Genomic DNA, 26999 nt, shown 5'->3' on the forward strand with positions numbered 1-26999 from the left:
CCGTATTCGGTAACAATGTGACAGTTTCCACACGTGGTTTAACCAAGAAAATGTTGAAAATCACGCACATTCGACTAAAACTCGCGAATCTGCTCGCAGAAATCCATCAGCTTCTAAGGGTACCTTGGGTCTATACGAACTTTATGAATGAACTGGGGTCTTGGTGCTCGGAATTTTCAGCTGGCTCGACGTAGTCATCTGCGCTGTTTTGCTGACGTTTTTCGTTGTTGGAGTTCGTCGAGGTTTTCTGCTGACCATTGGCGACATGCTCGGCCTGATTGTCGGCGGCGTCGCCGCATTCTTCGCCATCCCGCTGGTTTCCACCTTCGCCACGAACCCCTGGTGGCGGGTCGGCCTGATGATAGCTACCGCAGCCGTGCTGATCATTCTCGGGCAAGCTCTGGGACGGGTGATTGCAACCCGCATCCGCCACTGGATGAATGTCGATTTCCTGCGTGCCGCGGACCGCATTGCCGGTGGCGTGCTGTCGGTGTTCATTACCGCCACAATCATCGGTGGCTTGGCCTTTTCCACTTCAAGCATGGGTATTCCAAGGCTTTCGCTGGAGATCAGCAAGTCCAAGATGATCGACTCGATTCGTGGCCTGACACCCGAGTTTGTCGATGCCGCGATTTCCACCGCACGCTCCAAGGTGATCGCCGAAACCCTCCCCGCATTCCTGGAGCCTTTCGCGCCCCCGGTCCAGGCGCCGGCCAACACCGAATGGGCAGCTAACGACCTGCAGCTGGCCGCTGCCCAATCGGCCGCCAAGATCTCCGGTACCGCGGTGCAATGCGGTGTGAACCTGACCGGCTCAGGCTTCGTTGTCGACCACGAGCTGGTCATGACCAACGCGCACGTGGTCGCCGGATTGAGCGCGGCAACCGTGGAGGTCGGCGGTGACGAAGTTCACCGCGGAAAGGTTGTTTATTTCGATCCCAAGGCCGACATCGCGCTGCTTTACGTCGAAGGGCTGGAGGCAGAGCCTATCGACCTCGCCGCTGATGACCTGATGCGCGGCGACTCGGCAACCTTTGTCGGGCACCCAGCGGGCGGCCCGCAGCAGATCCGCGGAGCCTTGATCGCTTCCCGTGCCTTCGTCTCCATTGCCAATATCTATGGCGCGGACCCATCTCGAATCTCTGTCTACCAGCTCACCGCGGAAGTAGCCCAGGGCAATTCCGGCGGACCGCTGCTGGATGAATCCGGCGACGCGGTGGGCTTGATCTTCGCCAAGTCGCGCAGCGATGACGAGGTCGGCTTCGCCCTGAGCCTCGAAGAGATCGAGAACGCCATGGAGCTGGGCGGCGATCGGCGCACCAGCATCAAAACAGGCGACTGCGTCACCGGCTAGGGCTTGCGGCTATTTGCCCAGCAAATGCGCGAGCTGCTGAACCGCCAGCTTGTAGCCGTGCACGCCCGCACCGATGATGATCGAGCTGGCTACCGGCGAGATGAAGGAATGGTGGCGGAACGCTTCACGCTTGTGCACGTTCGAGATGTGCACCTCGATGGCTGGCAACTGCACGCCGCTGATGGCATCGGCAATAGCCACAGATGTATGGGTGAATGCGCCGGGGTTCATGATGATGCCGGCTGCGGTAGTGCGGGCCTCGTGAATCGCGTCGATGAGCACACCCTCATGGTTGGACTGCAAGGCGCGCAATTCGAAGCCGAGGGCCGCAGCGGTTTCCCGGGCCAGCTGCTCAACATCGGCCAGGGTGTCGTGGCCATAGATTTCCGGCTCCCGGGTGCCCAGCAGATTCAGGTTGGGGCCGTTGAGCAGCAAGATGGTGTTCGATGCGTTCTCAGTCATGAACTCAAATCTATTACACAACCGGGAAATTCCCGCCCGAATTCTTTGGCCCCGTAATACAAGAAGCCGCCGTGCGTCCACACCAGCGGTGTGGACGAACGGCGGCTTGCTGCACTGGGGCGTGCTGAGGCTATTTGCCCATGGACTGCGCGATCTGGCTCATCACCGTTGAATCGGACAGCGTGGTGGCATCGCCGACCTCGCGGCCCTCGGCCACGTCCTTGAGCAGGCGGCGCATGATCTTGCCCGAGCGGGTCTTAGGCAGTTCCGGAACCACCAGCACATGCTTCGGCTTGGCGATCGGGCCGATGTCCTTGCCCACGTGGTTGCGCAGGGTCGCCACCACATCCTCGCCTTCCGCCGGCTCGGTTTGCAGGATCACGAAGGCCACCACGGCCTCGCCGGTGGTCTCGTCCTTCGCTCCCACCACGGCGGCCTCTGCCACGTATGGGTGGGCGACCAGCGAGGACTCGATCTCGGTGGTGGACAGGCGGTGCCCGGAGACGTTCATCACGTCATCCACGCGGCCCAGCAGCCAGATATCGCCATCGGCGTCCTTCTTCGCACCGTCGCCAGCGAAGTACATGTTCTCGAACCGCGACCAGTAGGTGTCCTTGTAGCGTTCCATGTCGCCCCAGATGCCGCGCAGCATCGCTGGCCACGGCTCGCGGATGACGAGGAAGCCGCCCTCGCCGTCGGCCACGGATTCGCCGGCTTCATCCACCACGTCAATGGCGATGCCCGGCACGGCCACCTGGGCCGAACCCGGCTTGGTTGCGGTGACGCCCGGCAGCGGAGCGATCATGTGCGCGCCGGTTTCGGTCTGCCACCAGGTGTCCACGATCGGGGCCGGGTGTTCCTTGCGCTCGCCGTTCTTGCCGTTGTTGGTGCCGATGGCATCGCGGTACCACATCCATGCTTCCGGGTTGATCGGTTCGCCCACCGAACCCAGCACGCGCAGCGAGGACAGGTCGTAGCCATCGGGGATCTCGCGGCCCCACTTCATGAAGGTGCGGATTGCGGTGGGCGCGGTGTACAGGATGGTGACGCCGTACTTTTCCACCAGTTCCCACCAGCGGCCCTGGTGCGGGGTATCCGGGGTGCCCTCGTAGATCACCTGGGTGGCGCCGTTGACCAGCGGCGCGTAGGTGACGTAGGAATGGCCGGTCACCCAGCCGATGTCCGCGGTGCACCAGTACACGTCGGTTTCCGGGTGCAAATCGAAGGTGTCGCGGTGGGTCACGGCGCCCTGGGCCAAGAAGCCGCCGGTGGTGTGCACAATGCCCTTGGGCTTGCCAGTGGTGCCCGAGGTATACAGCACGAACAACGGGTGCTCGGAGTCGTGGGCTACCGCAGTGTGCTCGGTGGCGGCGGTGCCGACGACGTCATCCCACCACTTGTCCAGTGCGCCGAATTCGGTGGGCTCGCCGTTGCGCTTGACCACCAGAACGTTTTCCACGGTGTGGCCCGGTGCTTCCAGCGCCGCATCGACTGCCGGCTTCAGCGAGGACGGCTTGCCGCGGCGCCAGGTGCCATCGGCGGTGACCACGAGCTTGGCGTCCGCATCATCGATGCGGCTGCGCAGCGCGTCGGCGGAGAAGCCGCCGAAGACCACCGAGTGGATGGCGCCGATGCGGGCGCAGGCCAGCATGGTGATGACGGCTTCCGGGATCATTGGCAGGTAGACGGCCACGCGGTCGCCCTTGGCCACGCCCAGGGATTCGAAAGCGTTGGCGGCCTTCTTGACCTCTTCGGTCAGCTGCGCGTAAGTGTAGGTGCGGGTATCGCCCGGCTCGCCTTCGAAGTAGATGGCGACGCGGTCGCCCAGGCCGTTTTCCACATGGCGGTCCAGCGCGTTGTAGGCCGCGTTGAGCTTGCCGCCGACGAACCACTTGGCCACCGGTGCCTGCGACCAGTCCAAGGTTTCAGTGAAATCGGTGTCCCAGGTCAGTACCTGGCGTGCCTGGTCCGCCCAATAGCCCAAGCGGTCTGCCTTGGCTGCGTCGTAGCGGGCCTGCGTTGCGATGGCCTGATCGCTGAAGTCCTTGCTCGGGGCAAAGGAACGGGTTTCGGTCGACAGGTTATCCAAGGTTTTCGAATCACTCACTGGGTTCGCGTCCTTCCGCGTAGTCACAAATATTTCCCTGTGATCAAAGTTACATCCTCCAGCAGGGCCGGTGTGCTTTGTGTCACCGGGAAAGGGGAAATGGGGTAATTTGTGCGCCGAGCGGTTAGCTGCACGCGATGAACAGCACGCCAAGGTGGTGTCCAAGGGTGAAAACTTCACGCCCTCATGACACGATCTAAAGCGTGGCGAAGAAATTGGACAACGAAACCGAGCTGGGGCTGAAGCGCCGGGCACGCAAGATCAACCGGGAACTGGCGAAGGCCTACCCCTACGCGGTGCCCGAACTGGACTTCGAGAACCCCTTCGAACTGCTGGTAGCCACCGTGCTCTCCGCGCAGACCACCGACGTGCGGGTCAATGCCATCACTCCAGCGCTCTTCGCCCGTTTCCCGGACGCCCACGCAATGAGCCAAGCCGAACGGGGCGAGCTTGAGCAGCTGATCCGCCCCACCGGTTTCTTCCGCGCCAAGACGGACTCCCTGCTCGGGCTATCCGCCGCCTTGGTTGAACGCTTTGACGGAGAAGTGCCAGCCAAGCTCGAAGAGCTGGTGAAGCTTCCCGGGGTGGGACGCAAAACCGCCAACGTCGTGCTGGGAAATGCCTTCGGTGTTCCCGGAATCACCGTGGACACCCACTTCGGGCGCCTGGCCAACCGCTTTGGGTGGACCGATGAAACCGATCCGGTCAAGGTCGAGCACGCGGTGGGGGAACTGTTCGAAAAACGCGACTGGACGATGCTCAGCCACCGCGTGGTCTTCCATGGCCGCCGCGTCTGCCACTCGCGCAAACCTGCCTGCGGGGCCTGCGCCATCGCCAAGCTTTGCCCCTCGTTCGGCATCGGCGAGGAAATACCTGCCAAGGCCACAGCGTTGCTCAAGTATGAGCTCGCACCAGGACGGGAAGAATTGCTGGCGAAAATGATCGCCGGCGCAACCCGCCGCGAGCTGAGGGCTGAAGGATACGGATTGGACGCATGAGCGCGCGCTTGGAACTGGAAAAAGTAATTGCCCGCCACACGGCACAGGTCGGGGCAACGCAGAAACTGCCCAGCGAATGGGTGATGAGCGATATCGAGCTCGGTGCTGCGCGCCGTGCCGCGGTCCTGATCCTGTTCGGTGCTGCCGGCGAAGCGGCCCTGGAGCCGCACTCCCGGGCCGGCGATCTGGACGTGCTGTTCGTGGAGCGCGCCGCGACCCTGCGCAAGCACGCGGGCCAGATCGCTTTCCCCGGAGGCGGGATCGACCAGGAGGATTCGAGCGTTGCCGACGCCGCCTTGCGCGAGGCGTGGGAGGAAACTGGCGTGGACACCTCCGGGATCGAGGTCCTGGGCACCTTGGGGGAAACCGAATTGCCGGTTTCGAACTTCCTGGTCACCCCGGTGATTGGCTGGTGGCATACCGAATCCAGGGTTTATCCGGCTGACCCGGCCGAAAGCGCCGGCGTATTCCGCGCCCCGGTGGCGCACCTGCTGGAGCCGAGGAATCGCCTGACCGGCGTGGTGCAGCGCGGCAATCAGAAGTTCAAGTCCCCGGCCTTCGATTTTGAAGACCGGATCATCTGGGGCTTCACCGCGATCGTGCTGGACAGGCTGTTCAACGAGCTGGGTTGGACCCAGCCGTGGAACAACCGCCGTGAACTGCGCATGGCCTGAAGCCGGCTACTTCGGATCCGCGTAGTTCCCGGAGATCGCAACACTGACCGGGAAGCGCGGCGAGGCCTGGCCGAACAGGGAACGCCCGGCGAGCATGGCCGCATGCCGGATGAGCTCCTGCAGTTGCCCAGCCAATTCGGTGGGGCATTCAAAGACGATTTCGTCATGGACAAAGAACACCTGGCGGCAGGTCTGGCTCCACCCGGCCTGATGGATCAGGTGCCGTGCGTGGCCCATCCACACCAAAGCCCACTCCGCGGCGGTCGCCTGTACGACAAAGTTCCTGGTGAACCGGCCGCGGGCTCTCGCCGCGCCGTCAGCAGCCCGCTGCGATGCTTCATCGTTGGTAGCTTTCTGCGCCTGCAGCCACTGCTCATCGGCTGGCGGGCAGCCGCGGCCGAGGAAACTGCGCACGCCTTCACCTTGCTCGCCGGCAAGAGCTGCCTGTTCGACAAAACGCATGGCGGTGGGAAAACTGCGGGTCAGGGCCGCACCCACTGCACCTGAAGCACCGCCGCCACCGCCGTAGATGACCGAGAGCATGCCCAGCTTGGCCTCATCTCGGGAAGCCACGAGCTGGGCATCGAGCAGCCACTGGTACAGGTCATCTTGCTGGCCTGCTTTTTGCAATTGCTGGTCATTGGAAATAGCTGCCAGGATTCGAGGTTCCAGTTGCCTCCCGTCGGCCACCACAAACGTCGAGCCGGGACGGGTGCGCACGACCTGCCGGATGGAATGCGGCAATTGGAGCGCCCCGCCACCAGAAGCGGCCCAGCGTCCTGAAGTCACCGTTCCCAGCACATAATGCGGATGGAAACGGCCGCCTTTCACCCATTGATCCAACCACGCATCACCATGGGTGCTGGCAAGACGCGAGAGTTTCTTGTATTCAAGAACCTCAGAAATCAATGGATGCTTGATCTGCTCCAGTTCCCAGGCCCGCACCGAGCTCACCGCGAAACCGGCCTTATGCAGGGCGCGCAACAGCTCCTGCGGCGAATCCGGGTTGAGCCCGGGACTGCCTAATGCCTTGGCCAATTGCTGGGCCTTGGCCGCGAGTTTCGGCGGCCGTCCATAGTCGGATACGCGTTCGCCCAATTGCTCGCGCAGCAGGGCGCGGTGTCCGGCTTCATCCCACGACAAACCGGCCGCTTCCATCTCGCAGGCAATCAACGCACCTACCGATTCGGCGTGGATCAATAATTCCAGACGCTGACGGGTGCTGGGATCCTGCGGCAACGCCTTGCGCTGGGCAACGTACATGGCTACGAGCTCGGAAAGGGATTCGCCGGAGGTCGGGGCGGCAAAGAGCGCATCCTGGTTGGCCCTTTCGTGAGCCTGAACTGGTCGTTCAAGATCGAAGTCTTCGAGCTTTTCCTCACTCAGCGGCGAGCGGTGCAAGATGCGTTGGGCCAAGGAGAGAATGCAGGCCTTGGCCAGATGAACACCCGCAGAAACAAGTGGCTGCATCCACGGGGTGGTGCGGAGCATGGCCCATCGGGGCGAATGCCGTGCTTCGATTTCGGCAACAAATCCGGCAAAATCATCCCGGGATACCGAGACGACCGGCTGCAGCGAGTTGCCAGAATACTGGTCGCGAAGATCGATCAGGGCATAGCCATCAGGATCGGCAGCAAGGAAAGCGATGGCACTCATGGATCTATTGTGCCGTGCCAGCGGCCGATATCCCCAGTTGGTTGGCGAGCGGCACGCAAATGATTAGGCAGATGCCACGCTCGATGCATGAAATGGCTATCAGAGTCCTCATCGGCTAAACCGCTGAAGGACACCCAACGATTCGTGATGACTGAACTGGATTTCGCGCAGGCGCCTCCGAACAGCACCAGGAGGCCGGCAGCGGCTGACCACACGGCGGAAGATGAACCGATCTGCACCATCGTGAGCAACGATGCACGGATTATTGAGCGATGCGCAGTGATCGCGGTCGGCGCGGCGGTGAGAATCAACAAATGCACCGACCCGCAGCTGCTGCCCGCCGATGGTTCTGGGCCGGTGCTGTGGGGCAGCGACATGGCAGCACTAGCCGAAAATACGAGCCGGCCGGTGGATGTCCTGGTCGGTCTGGAAGATGGCGAGGCCATCGTGTGGAGCTTGGCCAGCAGAATTCCCAAGGCAAGGGTGGCAGTTTTGCCCTCGGCCAGCCAATGGCTCGGCGAGTACCTGGGTCTATGGGCCATGAGGGCAGGGCATGGACACACACTGGCACTGCATTCCACAGCAGGCGGGCTGGGAACAACGACCCTGGCCCTGTTGCTGGCGCATGCCGGGACATTAAGTGGTCTTCGCAGCGCCATGATTGATCTGGATCCGCATTCCCAGGGCGCTTGGCCGCTGGTTTGCACCCAACCGCCAACGGGAATTGGATGGGAAGAATTGCGGCAATCCGGTGGCGCGCTTGCTGCTCATCAACTGGCTGAAACGCTGCCGAAGCTTCGCGATACCGCGATCTTGACCTGGTCCCAGGCAAGCAGAACGCATGAGCTGGAGGACCAGCTGGTGATCCGCCTGCTGGCCGCCGCCCGGCAAGGATTCGATCTGGTCGTAGTGGATGCCGGGCGCGCACCGCATCCGCAACGGCTGGCACTGAACCAATTCATAGACCGGAATATCGCCACTGTCAGTTCGCTGACCGTGCCAGCCTCTGGGGAAGTGGTGCTGTGCGGGGAACAGAAACTACGCAGCACCCCTGCGGGTTTTCCTCAGATTCTTGGTGCCTTCCCCGATTTTCCCCGGATCAGCAAAGCGATCGAGCGCGGCCAATTATACGACAGTTTCAAATCCCGGGCATTGCGCCAGCACCTGTCCAACCTCTGCCTGATACCGCAAATGAAGGAGCAGCACCCATGAGCCCGGGCCGGCATAGCCACAACGCCAACCCATCAACGGGCGGGCCTGTGCTGGATGCCAAAATCCTTGAATCCGTGCGTGAACGCGCATTGCTCACCGGCGGGCAGCTTGATGCGATTGCCTTGGCAGGAGCCGTTCACGACTCCGGCGCGGCTCTGGGTTCCCAAGGTGCCGCACAATCGCTGGAATCGCTGCAGAACGAAGTGGCAGGATTATCAATCCTCGAGCCTTTCGCACAGCGGCCCGAGGTGACCGATGTCCTGGTCGACGGGCAAGGGATGGTCTGGACGGATTCTCCGGCCGGCCTGCAGCCCACCGAATTCCGGTTTTCTTCCCCAGAGCAGGTTCGGACCCTGGCCGTCCATCTTGCAACCCTTGCGGGCCGACGGCTCGATTCAGCTAGCCCGTTCATGGACATGAGCTTGAAGAATTACCGCGTCCACGCTGTACTGCCTCCAATTGCCACAGCCGGACCGCTGATCTCGATTCGCGTCAAGCGCAGTGCCCAGCTCGAACTGGGCACCGTCCTGGAAGGATCGAACGGGTTCTGGCTACCGCTGCTTCAAGCCATCGTGGAACGCCAGATGAACTTCCTGATTACCGGAGGAACAGGCAGCGGCAAAACTACCCTCCTGCAAGCCATGCTTGCCGAAGCCAATCCGCGGCACCGTCTGGTCATCGTGGAAGACTCGCAAGAACTGCATGTACCGCACCCGCATGTTGTGTCCTTGCAAACCCGGTCGGCCAACGTCGAATCTGCCGGCCAGGTGCAGCTGAAGGATTTGGTTGTCCAAGCCCTGCGCATGCGCCCTGACCGTCTGGTCGTTGGCGAATGCCGTGGGGAGGAAATACGCGATTTTCTGGCAGCCATGAACACGGGGCATCAGGGAGCCGCAGGCACCATGCACGCCAACAACCCGCAGTCAGTTCCGGCCCGCTTGGCGGCGCTGGGTGCGCTCGCCGGATGGAGCGTGCAGGCGACTTCGTTGCAGGCCTCCAGCGCCTTGGATCTTGTCATTCACATGAACAGGGGGAGCCAAGGGCAGCGCGGACCGGTGGCCCTTGGATGCCTGGACACCGGTAGCGATGGCCAGATGCACATGCGGCGCCTGATAGACCTGGACGCCGCCGAACCGCTGGCCGACTACGGGCACAACTTCCTGGCGAACAGATTTGGCCCATCGCTCACGTGCACCATTGTCAAGGCGCTAGGCGATGAGCACGCCAAGGAGCGTTGACCAATGCTGATCCTCATCTTTGGCGCACTGGCCTTGTGGCTGTGGATCCCCGCGCACCCGGCAAGCAAAATCAAAGCGGGTTCCCTGCGCAGGCTCCGGGATCGCGGGGCGGAACGCCACACGGACGATGACCAGGTACTGAGCACCGATGCCCGCATCATTCGTGAACTCTCGGCGCTGCTCCGAAGCGGATTGGATTTCCATCCCGCAGTTGATGCGTTGCTGGAGGCCGAGGACGACAGCGGGAACATCATCCGAGCGCTCAAAGACCTCCAAGCAACGCATCGGCTAAGCAACAGCGCTCCCGGACCCGGTCTTCCGGCGGAGCAGGGACAAGGTCCAGCGGTGCGACGACTGCACTGGTGCCTGGAACTCTCCGAACGCAGCGGCGCAAGCCTTGCCGATGTGCTGGAACGGCTAGCCGAAGACCTCGAATGCGCCCTAGTAGCCCAGCAAGCATTCGAGGCGGCTATGGCTGGCCCGAAAGCAACGACTAAGTTGCTGACATGGCTTCCACTAGTCGGGTTTGGATTCGGTCTGCTTGTGGGCATTGATGTTCTGGGCACAATAGGCCGATCATGGGCGGCGCAACTCAGCGTGCTCATTGGAGCATTGCTGTGGATCGCCAACCGGATCTGGTGCCGGCGGCTCATGCAGGCAACCACTAGCCAGGCACTGTCATGATCGTTCTGATTCTGCTTCTAGGGGCGCTTTCCATCGCTTTGGCATTAGGACGGCCCAACTCGAAAAGTCGAGAAGGCAAGGCGCCGCAGTGCCTTGGGAAAAGACGGCAGGAAGATGAAAAACCTGTCGAGCTGATCCTGGATCTGAGCGCCAGCCTGTTGGACTCGGGGATGCCCATCACCGAGATCCTCGATCTGCTCGGTCACAGCATTGAACAGTGCGCGGTGCTGCGCAGCGTAGCGCGCTGCTTGGAAATGAACATGGCGTGGGACAAAGCCTGGGAAGCCGTTCCGCCCTGGCTCGACCCGCTGCGGAAAGCACTGCACTTTGCCCACATGACCGGAGCGCCGGCAGCCAATCTGCTACGAAATACCGCGATTCTGCAACGCCGTGAACATGCACAGAAAGTCGCGCGCCTCGGAGCACAATTCGGTACCAGGCTCGTACTGCCTCTAGGGGCCTGCGCACTGCCGGCTTTCATCGCCCTGGGCGTGGTTCCACTGATCATCGCGCTATTCCCCAGCTACCAGTAATCCCCGGCCGAAGGTTATGCCCAGCTCGTAGGAAACCCATGTTGCTGCCCGCGGCGCTCGCCGATGGTAGAAGCACAACATCCACGGTATCGACGCCGGGGATGACAGTCTAGAAAGGACAACACAATGAACCGACGGTTCCGGGAAATCAGGGATCTGCTGCGAGAAGAGCAGGGATCCACCACCGCCGAATTTGCTATGGTCACGCTGGCTGCCGTGGCTTTTGCCGGCTTGCTGATCAGCATCCTGTCCAGCGGCGACGTACGTGGCATGCTGATGGGCCTGATTACTAAAGCGCTGTCGCTGTAGGCCATGAGCTTCAGCGACGAATCGGGTAGCAGTACCGCCGAATTTGCGGTGCTGCTACCCGCGGTTGCCATGATGCTGTCCTTGGGTTTGTGCTTGGGTGTCGTCGGGATCCAGCAGATCCAAGTTCAGCAGGCAGCCGGTGCCATGGCCAGGGAATTGGCCCGCGGCGAGGACGATGCAACCGCTCGCGCCAGCGGCGTGAGGCTGGCAGGAAGCCAAGCCCGTTTCTCGCTCTCAACAGCCAACGGCTACTGGCAGGTTCACGTCAGCAAATCGGTGAGCCTTCCAATCGTTGGCAGCCTTCAAATCCATGGACAAGCCAGTGTGGCCGTCGAATGAAAAAGCGGCGGAGCCTTCGAAGCGAACAGGGTAGCGGAACGGTCATGGCAACAGCGCTCGTGGTTGTTGCACTGCTAATTGCCGGTGCCGTTTTAGCATGGGTTGCAGCAACCCGAGCCGCGATGCAGGCTGCCAGCGCCGCCGATCTGTCGGCGCTGGCTGCTGCGGATACGGCCCGCGGGTTGCGCCCCGGGGACCCCTGCACAGTTGCGGCGTTGTTGGCCGAATCCAACGGTGCACTGCTGGCAGCATGCACGGTGGAACCCGACGGCCAGTCGGTGCGCGTTACGACTAACGTTCCTGTCGGATTCCGTGCCCTGGGCATAGAACTGTATCTGGCCGAAGCCCAGGCACGGGCGGGAGCACCGCCACTGGATGCACCGGGGCGGTGAGCATGGCGGAAGCGGTTAGCGGTGGTGCGCTGGCTCCACGTCGTCAAGCACGGCCGTCAACAGCAAGATCGCTCCAGCCTTGTCCAATGGATTATTGCGGTTACCGCACTTGGGGGACTGCACGCAGCTTGGGCAGCCGTGCTGGCATTCGCAGGCCTCGATGGCATCCCGGGTGGCCCGGATCCAATCGGTGAAGCGCTCGAAACCACGCTCGGCGAATCCAGCACCGCCAGGCTGCGCGTCATAGACGAAAATTGTCGGATGGCCGGTATCCATGTGTAGCGCAGTGGATACTCCGCCGATATCCCAACGGTCGCTGGTAGCAACCAGCGGCAGCAACCCGATCATGGCATGCTCGGCAGCATGCAAGGCTCCGGGGAACTGATCTACCTCCAAACCAGCTCGAAGCAATCGCTGCTCGGTCAGGGTGAACCAAATGGACTTGGTATTCAGATCCCGGGCTTCAAGCTCCAACGGTTCTTCGGACAGCACTTCATTAGAAGCCACCGACTTCCGCTGGAAAGACACGACCTGGGTGGTCACAGTGACTTCACCGAAATGAATCGTCAGTTCTCGGTGGTTACGGCTGCGTTCCTCGGAATCAATGGCAACCGTGGTGAGATCACGCGCCGTGGTGTAGTAATCAGGATTCACCCGAGTCACGATCACCACGTGGTTCTGCTCATCAAGTTCTTCCACATGGTAGCTGGCACCCTGATGGACGTAGATGGCCCCGGGATGCGCCTGATAATGCGTTTGCGGGGAATCCATCGTGCCTAGCAGAGCGCCGGTTTCCGCATCGATGATGTCCACTGGTCCACCGCCATCGGCCCGAATGGAGAACATCCCTGCCGCATGTTGCGGATGCGTCCAGAACCATCCAGCCGGGCGCCGGCGCAAGTAGCCGCGTTGCACCAGCGAATCCAGAAGCTGTTCGGTCTGCGGACCGAAAATTTCCAACTCCTCCGGGCGCAGGGGAGATTCTTGCGCGGCGGCGCAGAGGTGGCCGCTAAGCACATACTTATTCTGCGGATCAAAGACTGTCGCTTCGACACCCAAATCGAAGATGGCTTCGGGATGATGTGCCAGGTAGGTGTCCAACGGATCTTCAGCTGCGACAAAGATCGCCAGCGCATCCTGGCCCGAACGTCCGGCACGGCCGATTTGCTGGAAGAACGATGCGCGGGTGCCTGGCCACCCAGCCACCACTACCGCGTCCAGCCCCGCAATATCGATACCCAGTTCCAGCGCCGAAGTTGAGGTGACACCCAGCAGCTCGCCACTGCGCAATTGCTTTTCCACCTCACGGCGTTCATTAGGCAAGTAGCCCGAGCGGTACGCTGCAAGCCGGACGGATAGATCCGGTGCAAATTTTTCCAGATGCTTGCGGGTGAGCGTTGCGATTGTTTCAGCACCGCGGCGGGACTTGATGAAGACAATGGTTCGAATATGATCAGCCATCAGATCGGTGAGGATCGAAGCGCTCTCGGCGATGGCGGTACGCCGTACCGGCGCACCGTTTTCACCGCGGTGATCACTCATCGGAGGTTCCCACAAGGCCATCACCAGTTCACCGCTGGCGGAGAAATCGTTGGTCACCGCCTGAGCTGGCGCCCCAATGAGACGCCCGAAGGATGCTTCGGGGTCTGAGCTCGTCGCGGACGCACCGATGAAGACCGGGCAGCTGCCGTAATAGGCGCAAATGCGACGCAACCGGCGCATCAGGTTGGCTACGTGTGCGCCAAAGACCCCACGGTAGGAATGGGCCTCGTCGATAATGATGTAGCGAAGGCGCTTGAAGAATCTGGACCAGGCCGGATGGTTGGGCAGGATGCCGCGGTGCAGCATATCTGGGTTGGTGAAGACGAAGTTGGCGTGCTGGCGTACCCAAGCACGGGTGGCCTGGTCGGTATCGCCATCGTAGGGAGCGGCTCGGACCCCGGGAACGCCTAGGGACTCCACAGCGGAAAGCTGGTCGGCTGCCAGTGCTTTGGTTGGGCAGATATAAAGCACCGATGCACCGGCATCAGCATCGTTGAATCCGCTGTCCTTCGCCTGGTACAACTGTTCCAGACTTGGCATCAGGTAGGCCATGGACTTGCCTGAGGCGGTACCGGTGGAAACTATGGTGTGGTGGCCCTCGTGGATGAGGTTGGCTGCTTGGGCCTGGTGTAGCCAAGGCTGTTGGATGCCCAGTCCCTGGAATATCCCAACTAGTTCAGCGCTGAGCCACGCTGGCCATTGGCTGGTGATCTCGTCTTTGGCAGTCCTGGTGCGGCGGTGCACCACAGCATCGGGATCATTGGTCCGGTCATAGGGATCTAAGAGAGAACGCACTGACTTCACGAGGACGCCTTCCGGACCGAGAACTGCTGGAGTTAAAGACTATCGCCGTGCTTGACGCGGAAGCGTCAAGCACGGCGATAAGAGTAATCTTGGAGGCCCTAGGCCTTGAACATGACAACCTTGCCCAGCGAAGTCCAGCCCAGCGAAGCGTAAAGCTGCTGGCCATCGACCGAAGCGATCAACAGGCCTTCATCAACATCGTGTTCTTGAGCCAGCGAAGCCAGCGCACGCATGATCAGGGTACCTAGGCCCTTGCGGCGGAAATCGGCGCCGGTGATGATGCGGTCGAAGATTGCGTATCCGCCAACTGCTGAGACATGGCCGGATGCCGCAACGACTTCCTGGTTGTCCTCGGGATGCAGCGAAACGTAGGCATGAGTGCCATCGCGTTCAATCTGGAAGACGAACCCGTCTGCAGGCAGTGGGACCTCGACGTCGTGCACGGCTAGTTCGGTGACCATCAGTGCTTCGTCATCGGCAGTGACCTGCAGGCCTACTTCAGCCGCAATGGCAACCAGATTCTCGGCGGAGTCGTCGAAAGCCGTCAGCCGACGGTTCGGGTGCTTCGTCAGGGTCTCGGCTACTGCTGCGAGTTCCTCTTTGGAGGGACCATAGATGACGTATTCCCAGTCTTCAGTGGTGTCGTGGCGCAGCGCAGCGTGGACCCGTCCTTCGTTGCGGGTTTCATAACCACGAGCCCCAGCCCAGCCTGCTACCCAGGTGCCAATCAGTTCATCGCTTGCGTTTGATGCCATAATTTGACCCTACCTTGTCTTTCCTAGGAATTAGCTGACATTGAACTAATCGTTGCCTACTTGGAACTATTGCACTGGCCGAGAGCTCGATATTTTCGGGAAAGATCAATGTGACATTGCTCTTTTCCTCGGCGTTTCGCGGCCAAAAGCTACTAACATTGTAGGGTGGCCATTCATCGTATTGTTCTGTATTACGCTTTTACTCCGCTCCCAGACCCGGAGGCAATCCGCCTTTGGCAGCGCTCGCTGCTGGAGCGCTGGGGCTTGCGCGGACGCATCATCATCTCCAAAGACGGCATCAACGGCACCGTTGGTGGCGAGATCTCCGCAGTCAAGGCCTACGTCAAGGCCACGCGAGAACTGCCAGCTTTCAAGAAGATGGATATCAAGTGGTCGGAAGGTTCGGCAGAAGACTTCCCGCGTATCTCCGTCAAGGTTCGCGACGAGATCGTGACCTTCGGCGCTCCTGGCGAACTGGAAGTTGACGAGAACGGTGTTGTCGGTGGTGGCACCCACTTGCGCCCCGAAGAACTTCACGAGCTGGTTGACAACAAGAAGAAGACCGGCGAGAAGGTCCATTTCTTCGATGGCCGCAACGCATTCGAAGCGCAGATCGGCAAGTTCAAGGACGCGATTGTCCCCGAAGTGGACACCACCCGCGATTTCGTTGCCGAGCTGGATTCGGGCAAGTACGACCACCTGAAGGACCAGCCGGTGGTCACCTACTGCACCGGCGGCATTCGCTGCGAAGTGCTTTCGGCTTTGATGGTCAAACGCGGATTCCAAGAGGTGTACCAGATGCAGGGCGGCATCGTCCGCTATGGCGAGAAGTACGGGGATGAAGGCCTATGGGAAGGCTCTCTCTACGTTTTCGATAAGCGCATGCATACCGAATTCTCCGAAGACGCTGTCACCATCGGTGAATGCGTGGGCTGCCAAGGTCCAACCAACAAGTTCGAGAACTGTTCGGACCCGGCCTGCCGCAACCTGCGCCTGTTCTGCGAGGACTGCGCAAAGGACGAAGCACTGCGCCGCTGCCCAGACTGCAGCACCGTAGACGCCTAACTTCAGCTTTCACCAACCGCGGCCTGGACTTTCCATAAGTCCAGGCCGCGTTTTCTATGCGGTCACCTTCGGCCACATTCCGCGCGACGCATCCTTGACGTCGACCTGTTCCACCTCGGTCCGGTAGATTCTCAGCCCTCGCGCCTGGTAGTTCGGTAGCGCCGCCGGTCCGTCCAGTGAGCAGGTATGCAGCCATACCCGGCTGACCTCAGGCAGCTGCGGCCATCGTGAACCCAGGGCCCAGGCCTGTTGCAGTGCTTCGCTGAGCAGCACCCCGCCAAGGCCGCGGCCGGTAGCTTCGGGAAATAAGCCGAAGTAGAAGATCTCGACCTCGCTGCCGGCGTCCGCGACTTCCGTGACGAGCTCCACGTACCCCTGGGGAGCACCGTGCTGGTAGAGCACCCAGGTTTCTGAGCCCGGGCGTCGGAGCACTTCGTCCCACTGGTCTCGGGTCGAACCCAGGCGGTCAGACCAGTTCAATTCGCTGCCCACGCTCTGATACAGAAACCGCGAAAATTCCGGGGTGATCTCCTTGGCCAGCTCGATCCGGGCGTCCTCGGGCAAGGACTTGGCCGAGCGAATGACATCAGCGGAGTCGAGTTGCTGGAGATAGGTCACCGTTACTTGGGTCATGCCCACATCATAGGTCGCCGTAGTTTGCCTGGCCTAGCTATCACCCGTTGAGTTACTCGGTAGACTTGGAGGTGTGAATGCTGCTGAATTTTCTTCCATTGATGACGCTCCCCAGAGCTACAATCAACTGCTCATCGACTCGCTAGCCAAAGACCTCACTGATGTCGGGTACAACTATGAAAATGTTGCGGGGCTGCTTGGTGAGGAAGCTGCGGCAGCATTTGCCCGCGACCAGCTCCACCCTGCCTTGCGAAACCTGGATCGTAGCAGGCCAGATAGCTCGCTTGCCTGTGTGGTTCGCCTCTTCCAAATGGGCCAGACCCAGGAAGACGCGGCCATCAATGCCGCCTTCCCGACATTGAAGACCGACGGATTGCTCAAGCTGGGCCTGATCGAGTCCTGGGCTACCGGTTACCGGGCCAAGATTGCCCTGGCGCTGCATTCCTCCGATGCTGACGGTGAATTGTGGGTGGCCCACGACCTGGGTGCCCACCAGCGTCCCGGCGTGTTGCGCACCGACCATGTGCTGGGCATTGGCCAGGCGTCCCTGACCCTGGCGCAGATCACGATCCGCGAAAAGGTCGAGCGCGCACTGGACTTGGGTACCGGCTGCGGCATCCAGCTGTTCCATCTGCTATCGCACGCGGAGCATGTTACGGCCACAGACCTGTCGGCCCGAGCCCTGGGCTTCACCCGCTTCAACCTGATGCTCAACTACCAGGCCCTGGAGCTGGATCCGGATAACCTCGAATCGCGGGTCACCCTGCTCCAGGGAAGCCTGTTCGATCCGGTGGCTGGATCCACTTTCAACCTGATCGCCAGCAACCCGCCGTTCGTGATTACCCCGCGAAGCAGCAACGAGCGCGCCAAGGACCGGTTCACCTACCGTGATGGCGGGATGGCCGGCGATACGCTGGTGAGCACCTTGATCGAGCAGGCTCCTGGCTTCCTGGCGCCGGGTGGCTGCATGCAAATGCTGTCAAACTGGGAGATTCCTCGCCTAGATGATGAATCCAACCAGCCGTGGGATGCCCGCGTGCGCCAGTGGTTCGGCGACCAGCTGGACGTATGGGTGATCGAGCGCGAGCAAACAACGCCAAGCGGCTACGCCGAGACATGGCTGCGCGACGCTTCCCAGACCGAGGACAGCACTTCATACATCTCCGCCTACAACGCATACCTCGATGACTTCGAGTCCCGCGGCGTGGGTGCCATCGGCTTCGGTCTGGTGTACTTCCGCCGTCCAGCCCCAGGCCATCCGGTACTGCAGCGCTACGAGCAGATCTCGCACCAGGTGGAACAGCCGCTGGCCCCGACCCTGCAGCGGGACATTGCCATGTCCGACCAGCTGGCCGCCGCCAATGAAGGGTTCAAGGATTGGCACCTGCTGGTGGCCGAGGATGTTACTGAGGAGCGCCATCAGCGTCCGGGGGCGGAGCACCCCGGCGTGATCTTGCTGCGGCAGGGGGCAGGGCTGCGCCGTACTGAATTGCTTGATACCGCGCAGGCAGGATTTGTTTCCGCCTGCGATGGTGATTTGTCGGTATCGCAACTAGTCAACGCGTTGGATTCCTTGATTGGAGAAGGGCAAGAAGACTTCGCGGACCTGCTTTATGAAGCAGTGAAGCGACTCTTGCGACATGGCCTGCTTCAGAAAATGTGAAACAAGCGCTAAAGTTTTTCCCTATGACACGGAACACAATTGAGGAACAAGGTGGGGCCGCCTCGCGCGATGAGGCGGAAATCCCACAAGTTGTCTCGATCACTGACCCTCAGGCGATTCGAGCGTTGGCCCATGACGCTCGACTGATCGTCTTGGATGAGCTCTTTGCTTCGCAGACCACCCGCACCGCTACAGAACTTGCATCCTTGTGTGCGCTGACACCTAGCGCCATGAGCTATCACCTCCGGGCCCTGGAGAAGTACGGGTACGTGATTCGTGCTGCCAGCGAAGGAGACGCACGCGAGCGGCGGTGGCGAGCGGCTGGTGAACGGCTAGAGCTGAACACGCAGATCGACTCGGCGAACGCCAAAACTGCGTACTTGAACGTGCAATTGAACGCATTCCGCACCCGGCTCAATGCTGAAGTCCAGCGGCGCGAGGCAGAAGCGAAGACCGGAATCGCTCCGGACCCGGATCGTCCGCCGATGCTGACTAGCGGTTTGGTCTTCCTCTCGGAAGCCAAGCAACGCGAGTTCAACCGCAGAATGCTGGATCTGGTCTACGAATACGAGGCACAGGCAACAGCCGAGGAACGCAGTATTGATTCGCGGCGTATGTTCTACTTAATCTCATTGCTTCCCGAATACCAGAGCATGGGGGAGGCATCATCATAAGTATGCCCGGCTCAGGGAGCGCAGATTCTTCGGTGTAAGATCATCGGGAAATGTGCTTATAGAGTAGGCATGAAGAACGAAGCTGCGATGGCGGATCGATCAGGGCCCGGAAATGGGTGTCCAAGGTCCGTGTTGTCTAAAGGAGTGCTGTGCCCCCCAAGGCCAAGGAAAAGACTGGTAAGAAACTCGTAATCGTGGAGTCTCCTGCCAAGGTGAAGTCGATCGCCAAATATTTGGGTGAAGGCTTTGACGTGGATGCCTCAGTGGGCCATATCCGCGACCTTCCGCAGCCCTCAGAACTGCCAACCGAGCTGAAAAAGACCTCAGTAGGCAAGTTCGCTGTCGATCTGGACAACGACTTTGAGCCTTACTACATGGTCTACCCGGACAAGAAGAAGCGCGTTTCCGAACTGAAGGCGAAGCTCAAAGAAGCTGACGAACTTTACCTCGCAACCGATGCGGACCGCGAAGGCGAAGCCATCGCGTGGCACCTGCTGCAGGTCCTGAAGCCAAAGGTTCCGGTACGCCGCCTGGCATTTACCGAAATCACCAAGGAAGGCATCGCCCGCGCACTGGAAAACATGCGCGAGCTCGATACCGACCTCGTCGACGCCCAGGAAACCCGCCGTGTCCTGGACCGCCTCTATGGTTACGAAATTTCACCGGTGCTCTGGCGCAAGGTGGCTCGCGGGCTGTCCGCAGGCCGCGTGCAGTCCGTGGCAACCCGTTTGGTCGTCGAGCGCGAACGCGAACGCATGGCCTTCATCCCCGCCGGATACTGGGATGTGAAGGGCAACTTCGCCACCAGTGAAGGCGAAGGCTTCGCAGCGAAGCTCTCGGCAGTGGACGGCGCCCGTGTCGCCTCCGGCCGTGACTTCGATGACCGCGGCCAGCTGAAGACCACCCGCAATAAGCTGGCCCACCTGGATCAGGAGTCGGCCCAGTCGCTGGTGGCGAACCTGTCGGACACCGGCTTTGCGGTGACCTCCGTCGAGGACAAGCCGTACACCCGTCGTCCGGCCGCCCCTTTCACCACCTCCACGCTGCAGCAGGAAGCATCCCGCAAGCTGCGCTGGAGCTCCAAGATCACCATGCAGATCGCTCAGCGGCTGTATGAAAACGGCTACATCACCTATATGCGTACCGATTCGGTCTTCCTCTCAGGCGAGGCAGTGAATGCCGCGCGCAAGCAGGCAACCGAACTGTATGGCGCGGATTCCGTTCCAGCCAAGCCGCGCGTCTACAAGGCGAAGAACGATGCCGCGCAGGAAGCCCACGAGGCAATCCGCCCGGCCGGTGACATGTTCCGCCGCCCGAAGGACGTGCGTTCCTCGTTGTCCAAGGACGAGTACGCATTGTACGAGCTGATCTGGAAGCGCACCGTCGCCTCGCAGATGGCCGATGCCAAGGGCTTCACCGCCACCATCAAGCTGCAGGGCACCGCCAGCGATCAGCGCGTGGCCGAGTTCTCGGCCTCCGGCACCGTAATCACCTTCCGCGGTTTCCTTTCCGCCTATGAGGAGGGCAAGGACGAACAGGCCCTGGAAGCCGCGGCAGAGAATGCCGAAGCCCGCCTGCCGCAGCTGGCTGTGGGCCAGCAGCTGGCCGGCGATGAGCTGACCGCTCTAGGCCACGAAACCTCCCCGCCGGCTCGTTACACCGAAGCTTCGATCGTGGCCGAGCTGGAAAAGCGCGAGATCGGCCGCCCGTCGACCTACGCGCCAACCATCTCCACGATCATGGACCGCGGCTATGTCACCAAGCGAGGCGGCGCCCTGGTGCCGAGCTGGATCGCCTTCTCGGTGATCCGCTTGCTCGAAGAGCACTTCGCGAAGTACGTGGACTACGATTTCACCGCCCGCCTGGAAGATGATCTCGATGAGATCGCCAAGGGCCATCGTGCCCGCACCGACTGGCTGAACCTGTTCTACTTCGGCAAGGGCGCGGAGACCGAATCCGAAGGCTTGAAGCATGTGGTCGATAACCTCGGCGACATCGACGCCCGTGCGATCAACTCGATCAAGGTCACCGACGACATCACCTTGCGTGTGGGCAAGTTCGGCCCGTACCTGGAACGTGCCATCCCGGAAGGCGCCGAGGAAGGCACCGAGCCGCAGCGCGCCAACGTGCCTGAGGATCTGGCCCCGGATGAGCTGACTGCCGAAAAGGCAGAGGAGCTCTTTGCCAACTCGCAGGTCTCCGAAATGCACTTGGGCATTGATCCGGAAACCGGTCGCCAGATCGTAGCCAAGGATGGCCGCTACGGCGCCTACGTCACCGAGATCATCCCGGAGCCAACCGAAGAGGAATTGGCGGCCCAGCCGGTCGAGTACTACAAGAATGGCAAGCCGAAGCCGCCGAAGAAGCCAACCAAGGTCAAGCCGCGCACCGCGTCGCTGTTCAAGTCCATGACTGTCGAATCAGTGACCTTGGAAGATGCCCTGAAGCTGATGAGCCTGCCTCGTGTACTGGGTGCTGACGCTGACGGCGAAGAGATCACCGTGCAGAACGGCCGCTTCGGTCCGTACCTGAAGAAGGGCAGCGATTCGCGCTCGATCGAGAGCGAAGAGCAGATCTTCACGATCACCTTGGACGAAGCGCTGGCGATCTACGCGCAGCCGAAGCAGCGTGGCCGTCGTGCCGCGGTACCGCCATTGGCCGAGTTCGGAGTGGACCCGACCAGCGAGAAGAACATCGTGGTCAAGGATGGCCGCTTCGGTCCATACATCACCGACGGCGTCACCAACATCACTGTTCCGCGCACTACCTCCATGGAGGAACTGACACGCGAGCAGGCTATCGAGCTGCTGGCCGACAAACGTGCCCGCGGACCGGTGAAGCGCACGGCAAAGAAGGCGCCGGCCAAGAAGCCAGCAGCCAAGAAGACCCCGGCGAAGAAGGCTACGGCCAAGAAGACGACCGCGAAAAAGACTGACTAGTCTTTCTTGCCAGGCCTAACGAGGAGCGCACCATGAGACTCGGTGTATTGGATATCGGTTCGAATACCGTTCACCTGTTGCTCGTCGATGCATATCCGGGAGCCCGCCCGGTTCCCTATGCCTCGCACAAGCGACCCTTGTCCTTGGTGCGCTACCTCAATGAGTATGGCGCCATAACTGAAGAGGGCCAGCGCGAGCTGATCTCCTTCATCAAGGAAGCCGCCAAGTTCGCCGAAAACCACCAGGTTGAGGACTTCATGGCTTTCTGCACTTCAGCGATTCGCGAATCCTCCAACGGTGCTGCCGTCCTGGAACGCGTCGAAGTCGAGACAGGCGTGAGCTTGATGGAACTGACCGGCGAAGAAGAAGCCGGCATGACCTTCTACTCCGTACGCCGTTGGTTTGGCTGGTCTTCGGAATCCATCCTGAACCTGGATATGGGCGGAGGCTCGCTGGAGCTGGCCTTGGGCGTTGACGAGTTCCCGCAAACAGCCTTCTCCGTGCCCCTGGGTGCCGGCCGGCTGACCCGCGAATGGCTTCCTAACGACCTGCCGTCCATCAAGGAAGTCAAGGAACTGCGTACGTACGTGCGTGACGTTCTCACGGACCCGACTACCGAGCTGCGCCAGTATGGCAAGCCCACCTTGGCCACCGCTACTTCCAAGACTTTCCGCTCGCTGGCTCGCATCACCGGAGCCGCGCCGAGCACGGAAGGCCCCTATGTTAAGCGCGTGCTCAATCGTGACGCATTGAAATTGTGGACCAACCGATTGACCGCGATGAGCTGGGCTGAACGGGCAGAATTGCCCGGTGTCTCGGAGATTCGCGCCCCGCAACTGCTTGCCGGGGCGATTGTCGCTCACGAAGCGATGAATGCCTTGAAACTGAAATCTGTGCGGATTTGCCCTTGGGCGATTCGTGAAGGCTTGATGCTGCGACGTTTTGATCACGTGATGTTTGACTCTGCGACACCGCTCAGTAGTAGCGTTGGAGTTGGGGAAGTAGCTCTGGATAACGAGAAGTACAAATTTCTCGCCAAACCCAGCAGCTAACCTTCTTGGCTAAGCGGTGCCCGCACAGTGGACACGGTAACAGGAGGCAAGAGCATGGAAGACCAGAAGAGCACAATGAAGGTGCCAGTCACCCTCTCTAGCGCGTCAGTTTATCCGCTGACCGTCCATGACGCCTTCGCGATGGCCAAGGACGTGGGATACGACGGGCTGGAAGTGCTGATTACCGGCAACGCAGCCAGCCAATCTGCGACCGCGCTCAAAGCCTTGATGGACAAGTACCAACTGCCGATCATGGCCATCCACGCACCGACACTGCTGCTCACCCAGCAGGTGTGGGGCTCTGCTTGGGCCAAGATCGAACGTTCGGTCATCCTGGCCCAAGCGGTCGGCGCAAATGTGGTTGTCGCCCATCCGCCATTCAGGTGGCAGGGCTCCTACGCCGAAGAATTCGCCGAAGGCGTGCAGCGATTGGTTGAGACCACGGGGATGAAAATCGCCGTGGAAAACATGTACCCATGGCGTGCCCGGGGCCGTGAAGCGAAAATGTACCTTCCGCACTGGAACCCAGTCCCGCAGCACTACCAGCATGTGACCTGGGATTTCTCCCATGCGGCGATTGCCAATATGGATTCGCGCCAAGCCGTCGAGGACCTGGGCCAGCGACTGGCGCACGTTCATCTGTGCGATGGTTTGGATAACGGCAAAGACGAGCACCTTGTGCCAGGCCTGGGCACCCAACCGGTGGCCGAAACGCTGCAATATCTGCGTGATGCCAATTGGAGCGGAACCGTAGCGGTCGAGGTCTCCACACGCAAAGCTCGGAACACCGGGCAAAAAGAAGAATGGCTGGGAAAGACCCTAGAATTTGCCCGCCAGCACTTAACAGTCGGCAGCGACCCCAAGCCAATGACACAATAGCCATATGAGTGAAGCAACAAAGAATCTGTCCCTGTCCTTCCTCGGCGCCGGCTCCATGAACGGCGCCATCCTGCGTGGCATTATCGCCTCGGGCCATGACCCGCAGCTCATCACCGCTACCGTGCGAAGCGATAACCGCGTAGCGGAACTGCGCGAATTGGGCATCAACGTCTTGGTCAGCGAGGAAGATCCCGAAGCCAACCGCCGGGCTGCCGCCAGCGCAGACATTATCTTCCTGGGCGTGAAGCCGGTAGGCATCACCGAACTGTGCGAGGAGATTTCCGGATCGCTGGACGCGCAGAAGGTCGTTGTTTCCGTAGCCGCCGCTATCACCCTGAGCAGCATGCAGTCTCATCTGCCAGCTGGCCAGCCGGTCATCCGTTCCATGCCGAACACCCCTTTGATGGTCGGTGCCGGCGTGGTGGGAATCAGCCCGGCGGCAAGCGTGAGCGACGAGCAGACCAAGTTGGTCACCGATCTGCTCTCCGGATCCGGCGACGTGCACGTCATCGACGAAGAGCAGCAAAATGCGCTCTCGGCAATTTCCGGGTCCGGTCCGGCCTATGCTTTCTACCTGGCTGAGGCCATGGCCAATGCCGGTGTGGCCATGGGCTTGGATGAAAAGCTTTCAATCGCGCTGGCACGTGCCACTGTGGCCGGTGCCGGCAAGATGCTCTCGAACCCTGACGCGGATCCCGCGACCCTGCGCAAGGCGGTAACCAGCCCGAAGGGCACCACCGAGCAGGCTATCGCCACCTTCGATGAGCAGGGAATTCCAAAGATTATTGCTGCGGGCACGCAAGCGGCAGCCGCCCGTGCAGCGCAGCTGAGTGAAGAGCTCGGCTAGGAACGAGCATTCAATACGGCGGTGGCCGGCAACCGATTGGTTGCCGGCCACCGCCGTATTCACGATCCTCGTGCCCTACGGGCGTGCTGCGAAACGCTCGAGCAGGTCCACGTGCCCCGAGACGATCAGGACATCTCGGCGAGTCACCATGGTATCCGGCATGGCGTAGGTGAAATCCTCGCCCGGGGACTTCACACCAACGATCGTCACCCCGTACTTGGAGCGGACTTGGGACTGGGCCAAGGTGAAGCCCTGGGTCTCCTTCGGAGGGTACATCTTCACGATGGCGAAGCCGTCATCGAATTCGATGAAGTCGAGCATGCGGCCACCGACCAGGTGCGCGGCACGCACACCGGCATCGGCTTCCGGGTAGATGACGTGGTTGGCACCAATGCGGGTAAGAATCTTGCCATGGGAGGGCGTAATGGCCTTGACCCACAGATGCTCAATGCCCAGATCCACCAGGTTCACGGTGATCAGCACGGATGATTCGATGGAGGTACCCACGCCCACGACGGCAGAGGAGAATTCCTGGGCGCCGAGCTGGCGCAGGGCGTCAATATTGGTCGCGTCGGCCGCGACCACGTGGGTCAAGGTGCTGGCCCACTGCTGAACGAGCTCCGGGCTGCGCTCAATGGCCAGCACTTCGCGCCCCTGCTTGACCAGCGTTTCAGCGACAGATGCACCGAAGCGGCCCAGGCCGATAACCAGCACCGGGGCATTGTGGTCTATGTTCTTGTCAGCCAATGAGTGGCCTTTCTTCTGGGAGTCTGAACAGCGTATTGCGGTGGCGCATGGTCAACGCGCTGGCGAGCGTAATACTGCCGATGCGTCCGGCAAACATCAACGCGCTGAGCACATACTTGCCGGCCGGAGGCACTTCTTGCGAAACCCCGCTACTCAGGCCCACGGTAGCAAAGGCCGAGATCGACTCGAACAGGGCTCGCGAGAAGCCCACCGATTCGTCGATGGTCACGAGTGCGCCGGTAGCGACCATCACCAGCGAAGCACCCATGGCGACCACGGAGATGGCCACGCGCATGGTGCCTTGCGGAATCTGCCGGCCAAAGGCCTTCGCGTCAGTATCGCCACGGACCTCGGCCAAGATCGCCAAGAACATCACGGCAATGGTGGTGACCTTGATGCCGCCAGCAGTAGAAGCTGAACCGCCACCGGCGAACATCAATGCGTCGGTCAACAAGATGGTCACCTGGTGGATGTCGTTCTGATCCACCAGGTTGAAGCCGCCAGAACGGGTCATGGTGGAGGCGAAGAAGCCATGAATGAGCTTGTCGCTGATGGATAAGCCGCCGATGGTCTTGGGATTGGCCCATTCGAAAATCAGCCACAGGAAGGATCCGGCAAAGAGCAGGATGGTGGTGGTGAGCATGGTCAGCTTGGTGTGCAGGTTCCACTTCTTCATATTGAACTTGTGCGCCAGCAGCACCATGATCACCGGGAAACCCAAGGAACCGGTGAACACGCCGGCCATCAATGGGCCCAGGATCCACAGGTCGGTTTCGTAGGGAACCAATCCGTCGGAGTGCGGGGTGAAGCCTGCATTGTTGAAAGCCGAGACGGCATAGAAGATTCCATGCCAGATGGCGGACAGGACGCTTTCACCCAGAATGTAGAAGCGCGGGATCAGAAAGAGCGCGATGACCGCCTGCAGGCTGATCGCTGTGAGGATCACGATGCGCAGCAATGAACTTACTTCACCCAGGGCTGAGGCTCCAGAACTGTTCATCGAATTCTGCGCCATCAGCTTGGCTCGCACGCCCAGCTTGCGGGATACCGCCAGGGACATGATGGAGGCCAGGGTCAAAATGCCCAGGCCGCCCATGAACGTTGCGACCAGCATGATCAGCTGACCGGCGAATGACCAGTGCACAGCGGTGGAGACGGTCGTTAGGCCAGTAACGCAAACTGCCGACACAGCGGTGAATAATGCGTCATGCAGCGCGGTGGCTTCCCCCGTGGCCGAGGAAAACGGCGCCGCGAGCAGGGAGGTGAACAACGTGATAGCCAGCAAGAAGGCGCCAAGAGTCAAGCGCGCGGGGGAGCGCACGGTGAAGTCCGCAACTGCGATGCGAACGGTCAGCCATTTCTTGCGTCGCTGTTCGCGCATTTCAGCTGCCCGGGCGCTGGGGCCCGATGCACTGGCTGTGCTCATTTATTACTCGCCGTT

General features: G+C 60.9%; 25 protein-coding genes. 17 read left to right on the forward strand and 8 right to left on the reverse strand.

The annotated features are described in order from the left end of the window. The first annotated feature begins 163 nt into the window (after positions 1-163). Positions 164-1354: a MarP family serine protease gene (locus ACIOTL_RS04860; RefSeq protein ID WP_286134139.1), complete on the forward strand. Its 1191-nt coding sequence runs from the start codon at positions 164-166 to the stop codon at positions 1352-1354. Positions 1355-1363: 9 nt separating this feature from the next. Here ACIOTL_RS04860 and aroQ read toward each other — a convergent pair whose 3' ends face one another. Further along, on the reverse strand, positions 1364-1816 hold the full coding sequence (gene aroQ, locus ACIOTL_RS04865) for a type II 3-dehydroquinate dehydratase (RefSeq protein WP_105656979.1): 453 nt from the start codon (positions 1814-1816) through the stop codon (positions 1364-1366). Between the two features lie 130 nt (positions 1817-1946). After that, complete coding sequence (gene acs / locus ACIOTL_RS04870; RefSeq protein WP_105656978.1) at positions 1947-3923, reverse strand: acetate--CoA ligase; 1977 nt, start codon at positions 3921-3923, stop codon at positions 1947-1949. A 203-nt stretch (positions 3924-4126) separates the two neighbouring features. On the opposite strand from acs, the gene nth reads away from it, so the two are divergent. Then, positions 4127-4921, forward strand: a complete 795-nt coding sequence (gene nth, locus ACIOTL_RS04875; RefSeq protein ID WP_105656977.1) for an endonuclease III — start codon at positions 4127-4129, stop codon at positions 4919-4921. Then, on the forward strand, positions 4918-5595 hold the full coding sequence (locus tag ACIOTL_RS04880) for a CoA pyrophosphatase (protein WP_105656976.1): 678 nt from the start codon (positions 4918-4920) through the stop codon (positions 5593-5595). The genes nth and ACIOTL_RS04880 overlap by 4 nt, the downstream gene beginning before the upstream one ends. A gap of 6 nt (positions 5596-5601) precedes the next feature. Here ACIOTL_RS04880 and ACIOTL_RS04885 read toward each other — a convergent pair whose 3' ends face one another. Beyond that, on the reverse strand, positions 5602-7251 hold the full coding sequence (locus tag ACIOTL_RS04885; protein WP_400341987.1) for a bifunctional 3'-5' exonuclease/DNA polymerase: 1650 nt from the start codon (positions 7249-7251) through the stop codon (positions 5602-5604). An 87-nt stretch (positions 7252-7338) separates the two neighbouring features. Between ACIOTL_RS04885 and ACIOTL_RS04890 the strand changes: the two genes are divergently transcribed. The 7 genes from ACIOTL_RS04890 (at position 7339) to ACIOTL_RS04920 (ending at position 11958) form a co-directional block, all read left to right on the forward strand. After that, on the forward strand, positions 7339-8463 hold the full coding sequence (locus ACIOTL_RS04890) for a hypothetical protein (protein ID WP_133833574.1): 1125 nt from the start codon (positions 7339-7341) through the stop codon (positions 8461-8463). Continuing rightward, entirely contained in the window at positions 8460-9701 is a 1242-nt protein-coding gene (locus tag ACIOTL_RS04895) for a TadA family conjugal transfer-associated ATPase (protein WP_400341989.1), read from the forward strand. The genes ACIOTL_RS04890 and ACIOTL_RS04895 overlap by 4 nt, the downstream gene beginning before the upstream one ends. Positions 9702-9704: 3 nt before the next feature. Further along, positions 9705-10385: a type II secretion system F family protein gene (locus ACIOTL_RS04900; protein WP_133833576.1), complete on the forward strand. Its 681-nt coding sequence runs from the start codon at positions 9705-9707 to the stop codon at positions 10383-10385. Next, positions 10382-10918 carry a type II secretion system F family protein gene (locus ACIOTL_RS04905; protein ID WP_133833577.1) on the forward strand — a complete coding sequence of 179 codons (537 nt, stop codon included), beginning with the start codon at positions 10382-10384 and terminating at the stop codon, positions 10916-10918. The genes ACIOTL_RS04900 and ACIOTL_RS04905 overlap by 4 nt, the downstream gene beginning before the upstream one ends. A gap of 126 nt (positions 10919-11044) precedes the next feature. Further along, complete coding sequence (locus ACIOTL_RS04910; protein WP_105656970.1) at positions 11045-11227, forward strand: DUF4244 domain-containing protein; 183 nt, start codon at positions 11045-11047, stop codon at positions 11225-11227. 3 nt (positions 11228-11230) lie between these two features. Continuing rightward, positions 11231-11566, forward strand: coding sequence for a TadE family type IV pilus minor pilin (locus ACIOTL_RS04915; RefSeq protein ID WP_105656969.1), 336 nt, complete (start codon positions 11231-11233; stop codon positions 11564-11566). Continuing rightward, positions 11563-11958, forward strand: coding sequence for an Rv3654c family TadE-like protein (locus tag ACIOTL_RS04920; RefSeq protein ID WP_133833578.1), 396 nt, complete (start codon positions 11563-11565; stop codon positions 11956-11958). Before ACIOTL_RS04915 ends, ACIOTL_RS04920 begins: the two co-directional genes overlap by 4 nt. A 15-nt stretch (positions 11959-11973) precedes the next feature. Here the strand turns inward: ACIOTL_RS04920 and ACIOTL_RS04925 are convergent, their stop codons facing one another. Further along, a complete protein-coding gene (locus ACIOTL_RS04925; RefSeq protein WP_133833579.1) occupies positions 11974-14304 on the reverse strand; it encodes a DEAD/DEAH box helicase in 2331 nt (776 codons plus the stop codon). Between the two features lie 98 nt (positions 14305-14402). Beyond that, complete coding sequence (locus tag ACIOTL_RS04930; RefSeq protein WP_105656966.1) at positions 14403-15059, reverse strand: GNAT family N-acetyltransferase; 657 nt, start codon at positions 15057-15059, stop codon at positions 14403-14405. Positions 15060-15224: 165 nt separating this feature from the next. On the opposite strand from ACIOTL_RS04930, the gene ACIOTL_RS04935 reads away from it, so the two are divergent. Next, positions 15225-16124, forward strand: a complete 900-nt coding sequence (locus tag ACIOTL_RS04935) for a rhodanese-related sulfurtransferase (protein ID WP_105656965.1) — start codon at positions 15225-15227, stop codon at positions 16122-16124. Between the two features lie 54 nt (positions 16125-16178). Here the strand turns inward: ACIOTL_RS04935 and ACIOTL_RS04940 are convergent, their stop codons facing one another. Then, on the reverse strand, positions 16179-16757 hold the full coding sequence (locus tag ACIOTL_RS04940) for a GNAT family N-acetyltransferase (protein ID WP_105656964.1): 579 nt from the start codon (positions 16755-16757) through the stop codon (positions 16179-16181). Between the two features lie 310 nt (positions 16758-17067). Between ACIOTL_RS04940 and ACIOTL_RS04945 the strand changes: the two genes are divergently transcribed. From ACIOTL_RS04945 to proC, 6 genes are all read left to right on the forward strand, one after another. After that, positions 17068-18420, forward strand: coding sequence for a methyltransferase (locus ACIOTL_RS04945; RefSeq protein WP_400341992.1), 1353 nt, complete (start codon positions 17068-17070; stop codon positions 18418-18420). A 23-nt stretch (positions 18421-18443) separates the two neighbouring features. Beyond that, the gene (locus ACIOTL_RS04950) at positions 18444-19094 is read left to right on the forward strand and encodes a helix-turn-helix transcriptional regulator (RefSeq protein WP_105657083.1); all 651 of its coding nucleotides are present in this window, start codon (positions 18444-18446) and stop codon (positions 19092-19094) included. A gap of 149 nt (positions 19095-19243) precedes the next feature. After that, positions 19244-22033 carry a type I DNA topoisomerase gene (gene topA / locus ACIOTL_RS04955; protein ID WP_133833581.1) on the forward strand — a complete coding sequence of 930 codons (2790 nt, stop codon included), beginning with the start codon at positions 19244-19246 and terminating at the stop codon, positions 22031-22033. A gap of 32 nt (positions 22034-22065) precedes the next feature. After that, positions 22066-23085 carry a Ppx/GppA phosphatase family protein gene (locus ACIOTL_RS04960; RefSeq protein WP_105656961.1) on the forward strand — a complete coding sequence of 340 codons (1020 nt, stop codon included), beginning with the start codon at positions 22066-22068 and terminating at the stop codon, positions 23083-23085. Between the two features lie 54 nt (positions 23086-23139). Next, the gene (locus ACIOTL_RS04965; RefSeq protein ID WP_332485932.1) at positions 23140-23964 is read left to right on the forward strand and encodes a sugar phosphate isomerase/epimerase; all 825 of its coding nucleotides are present in this window, start codon (positions 23140-23142) and stop codon (positions 23962-23964) included. A gap of 4 nt (positions 23965-23968) precedes the next feature. Beyond that, positions 23969-24811, forward strand: coding sequence for a pyrroline-5-carboxylate reductase (gene proC, locus ACIOTL_RS04970; protein WP_105656959.1), 843 nt, complete (start codon positions 23969-23971; stop codon positions 24809-24811). 75 nt (positions 24812-24886) lie between these two features. Here proC and ACIOTL_RS04975 read toward each other — a convergent pair whose 3' ends face one another. Together ACIOTL_RS04975 and ACIOTL_RS04980 are read right to left on the reverse strand one after the other, a co-directional pair. Next, the gene (locus tag ACIOTL_RS04975) at positions 24887-25525 is read right to left on the reverse strand and encodes a TrkA family potassium uptake protein (RefSeq protein WP_105657082.1); all 639 of its coding nucleotides are present in this window, start codon (positions 25523-25525) and stop codon (positions 24887-24889) included. 25 nt (positions 25526-25550) lie between these two features. Beyond that, positions 25551-26984 (reverse strand): TrkH family potassium uptake protein, encoded by a 1434-nt coding sequence (locus tag ACIOTL_RS04980; protein WP_105656958.1) that lies wholly within the window; start codon positions 26982-26984, stop codon positions 25551-25553. Positions 26985-26999 lie beyond the last annotated feature (15 nt).

It is taken from the genome of Glutamicibacter sp. NPDC087673, assembly GCF_044743255.1.
Taxonomy (GTDB): domain Bacteria; phylum Actinomycetota; class Actinomycetes; order Actinomycetales; family Micrococcaceae; genus Glutamicibacter.

Excerpts from the sequence above, each read along its gene's own strand:
- aroQ (WP_105656979.1), bottom strand. The coding sequence starts at position 1,816 with ATGACTGAGAACGCATCGAACACCATCTTGCTGCTCAACGGCCCCAAC.
- ACIOTL_RS04880 (WP_105656976.1), top strand. The coding sequence starts at position 4,918 with ATGAGCGCGCGCTTGGAACTGGAAAAAGTAATTGCCCGCCACACGGCA.
- ACIOTL_RS04885 (WP_400341987.1), bottom strand. The coding sequence starts at position 7,251 with ATGAGTGCCATCGCTTTCCTTGCTGCCGATCCTGATGGCTATGCCCTG.
- ACIOTL_RS04890 (WP_133833574.1), top strand. The coding sequence starts at position 7,339 with ATGAAATGGCTATCAGAGTCCTCATCGGCTAAACCGCTGAAGGACACC.
- ACIOTL_RS04895 (WP_400341989.1), top strand. The coding sequence starts at position 8,460 with ATGAGCCCGGGCCGGCATAGCCACAACGCCAACCCATCAACGGGCGGG.
- ACIOTL_RS04900 (WP_133833576.1), top strand. The coding sequence starts at position 9,705 with ATGCTGATCCTCATCTTTGGCGCACTGGCCTTGTGGCTGTGGATCCCC.
- ACIOTL_RS04905 (WP_133833577.1), top strand. The coding sequence starts at position 10,382 with ATGATCGTTCTGATTCTGCTTCTAGGGGCGCTTTCCATCGCTTTGGCA.
- ACIOTL_RS04910 (WP_105656970.1), top strand. The coding sequence starts at position 11,045 with ATGAACCGACGGTTCCGGGAAATCAGGGATCTGCTGCGAGAAGAGCAG.
- ACIOTL_RS04915 (WP_105656969.1), top strand. The coding sequence starts at position 11,231 with ATGAGCTTCAGCGACGAATCGGGTAGCAGTACCGCCGAATTTGCGGTG.
- ACIOTL_RS04920 (WP_133833578.1), top strand. The coding sequence starts at position 11,563 with ATGAAAAAGCGGCGGAGCCTTCGAAGCGAACAGGGTAGCGGAACGGTC.
- ACIOTL_RS04930 (WP_105656966.1), bottom strand. The coding sequence starts at position 15,059 with ATGGCATCAAACGCAAGCGATGAACTGATTGGCACCTGGGTAGCAGGC.
- ACIOTL_RS04940 (WP_105656964.1), bottom strand. The coding sequence starts at position 16,757 with ATGACCCAAGTAACGGTGACCTATCTCCAGCAACTCGACTCCGCTGAT.
- ACIOTL_RS04945 (WP_400341992.1), top strand. The coding sequence starts at position 17,068 with ATGGGCCAGACCCAGGAAGACGCGGCCATCAATGCCGCCTTCCCGACA.
- ACIOTL_RS04950 (WP_105657083.1), top strand. The coding sequence starts at position 18,444 with ATGACACGGAACACAATTGAGGAACAAGGTGGGGCCGCCTCGCGCGAT.
- ACIOTL_RS04960 (WP_105656961.1), top strand. The coding sequence starts at position 22,066 with ATGAGACTCGGTGTATTGGATATCGGTTCGAATACCGTTCACCTGTTG.
- ACIOTL_RS04965 (WP_332485932.1), top strand. The coding sequence starts at position 23,140 with ATGGAAGACCAGAAGAGCACAATGAAGGTGCCAGTCACCCTCTCTAGC.
- proC (WP_105656959.1), top strand. The coding sequence starts at position 23,969 with ATGAGTGAAGCAACAAAGAATCTGTCCCTGTCCTTCCTCGGCGCCGGC.
- ACIOTL_RS04980 (WP_105656958.1), bottom strand. The coding sequence starts at position 26,984 with ATGAGCACAGCCAGTGCATCGGGCCCCAGCGCCCGGGCAGCTGAAATG.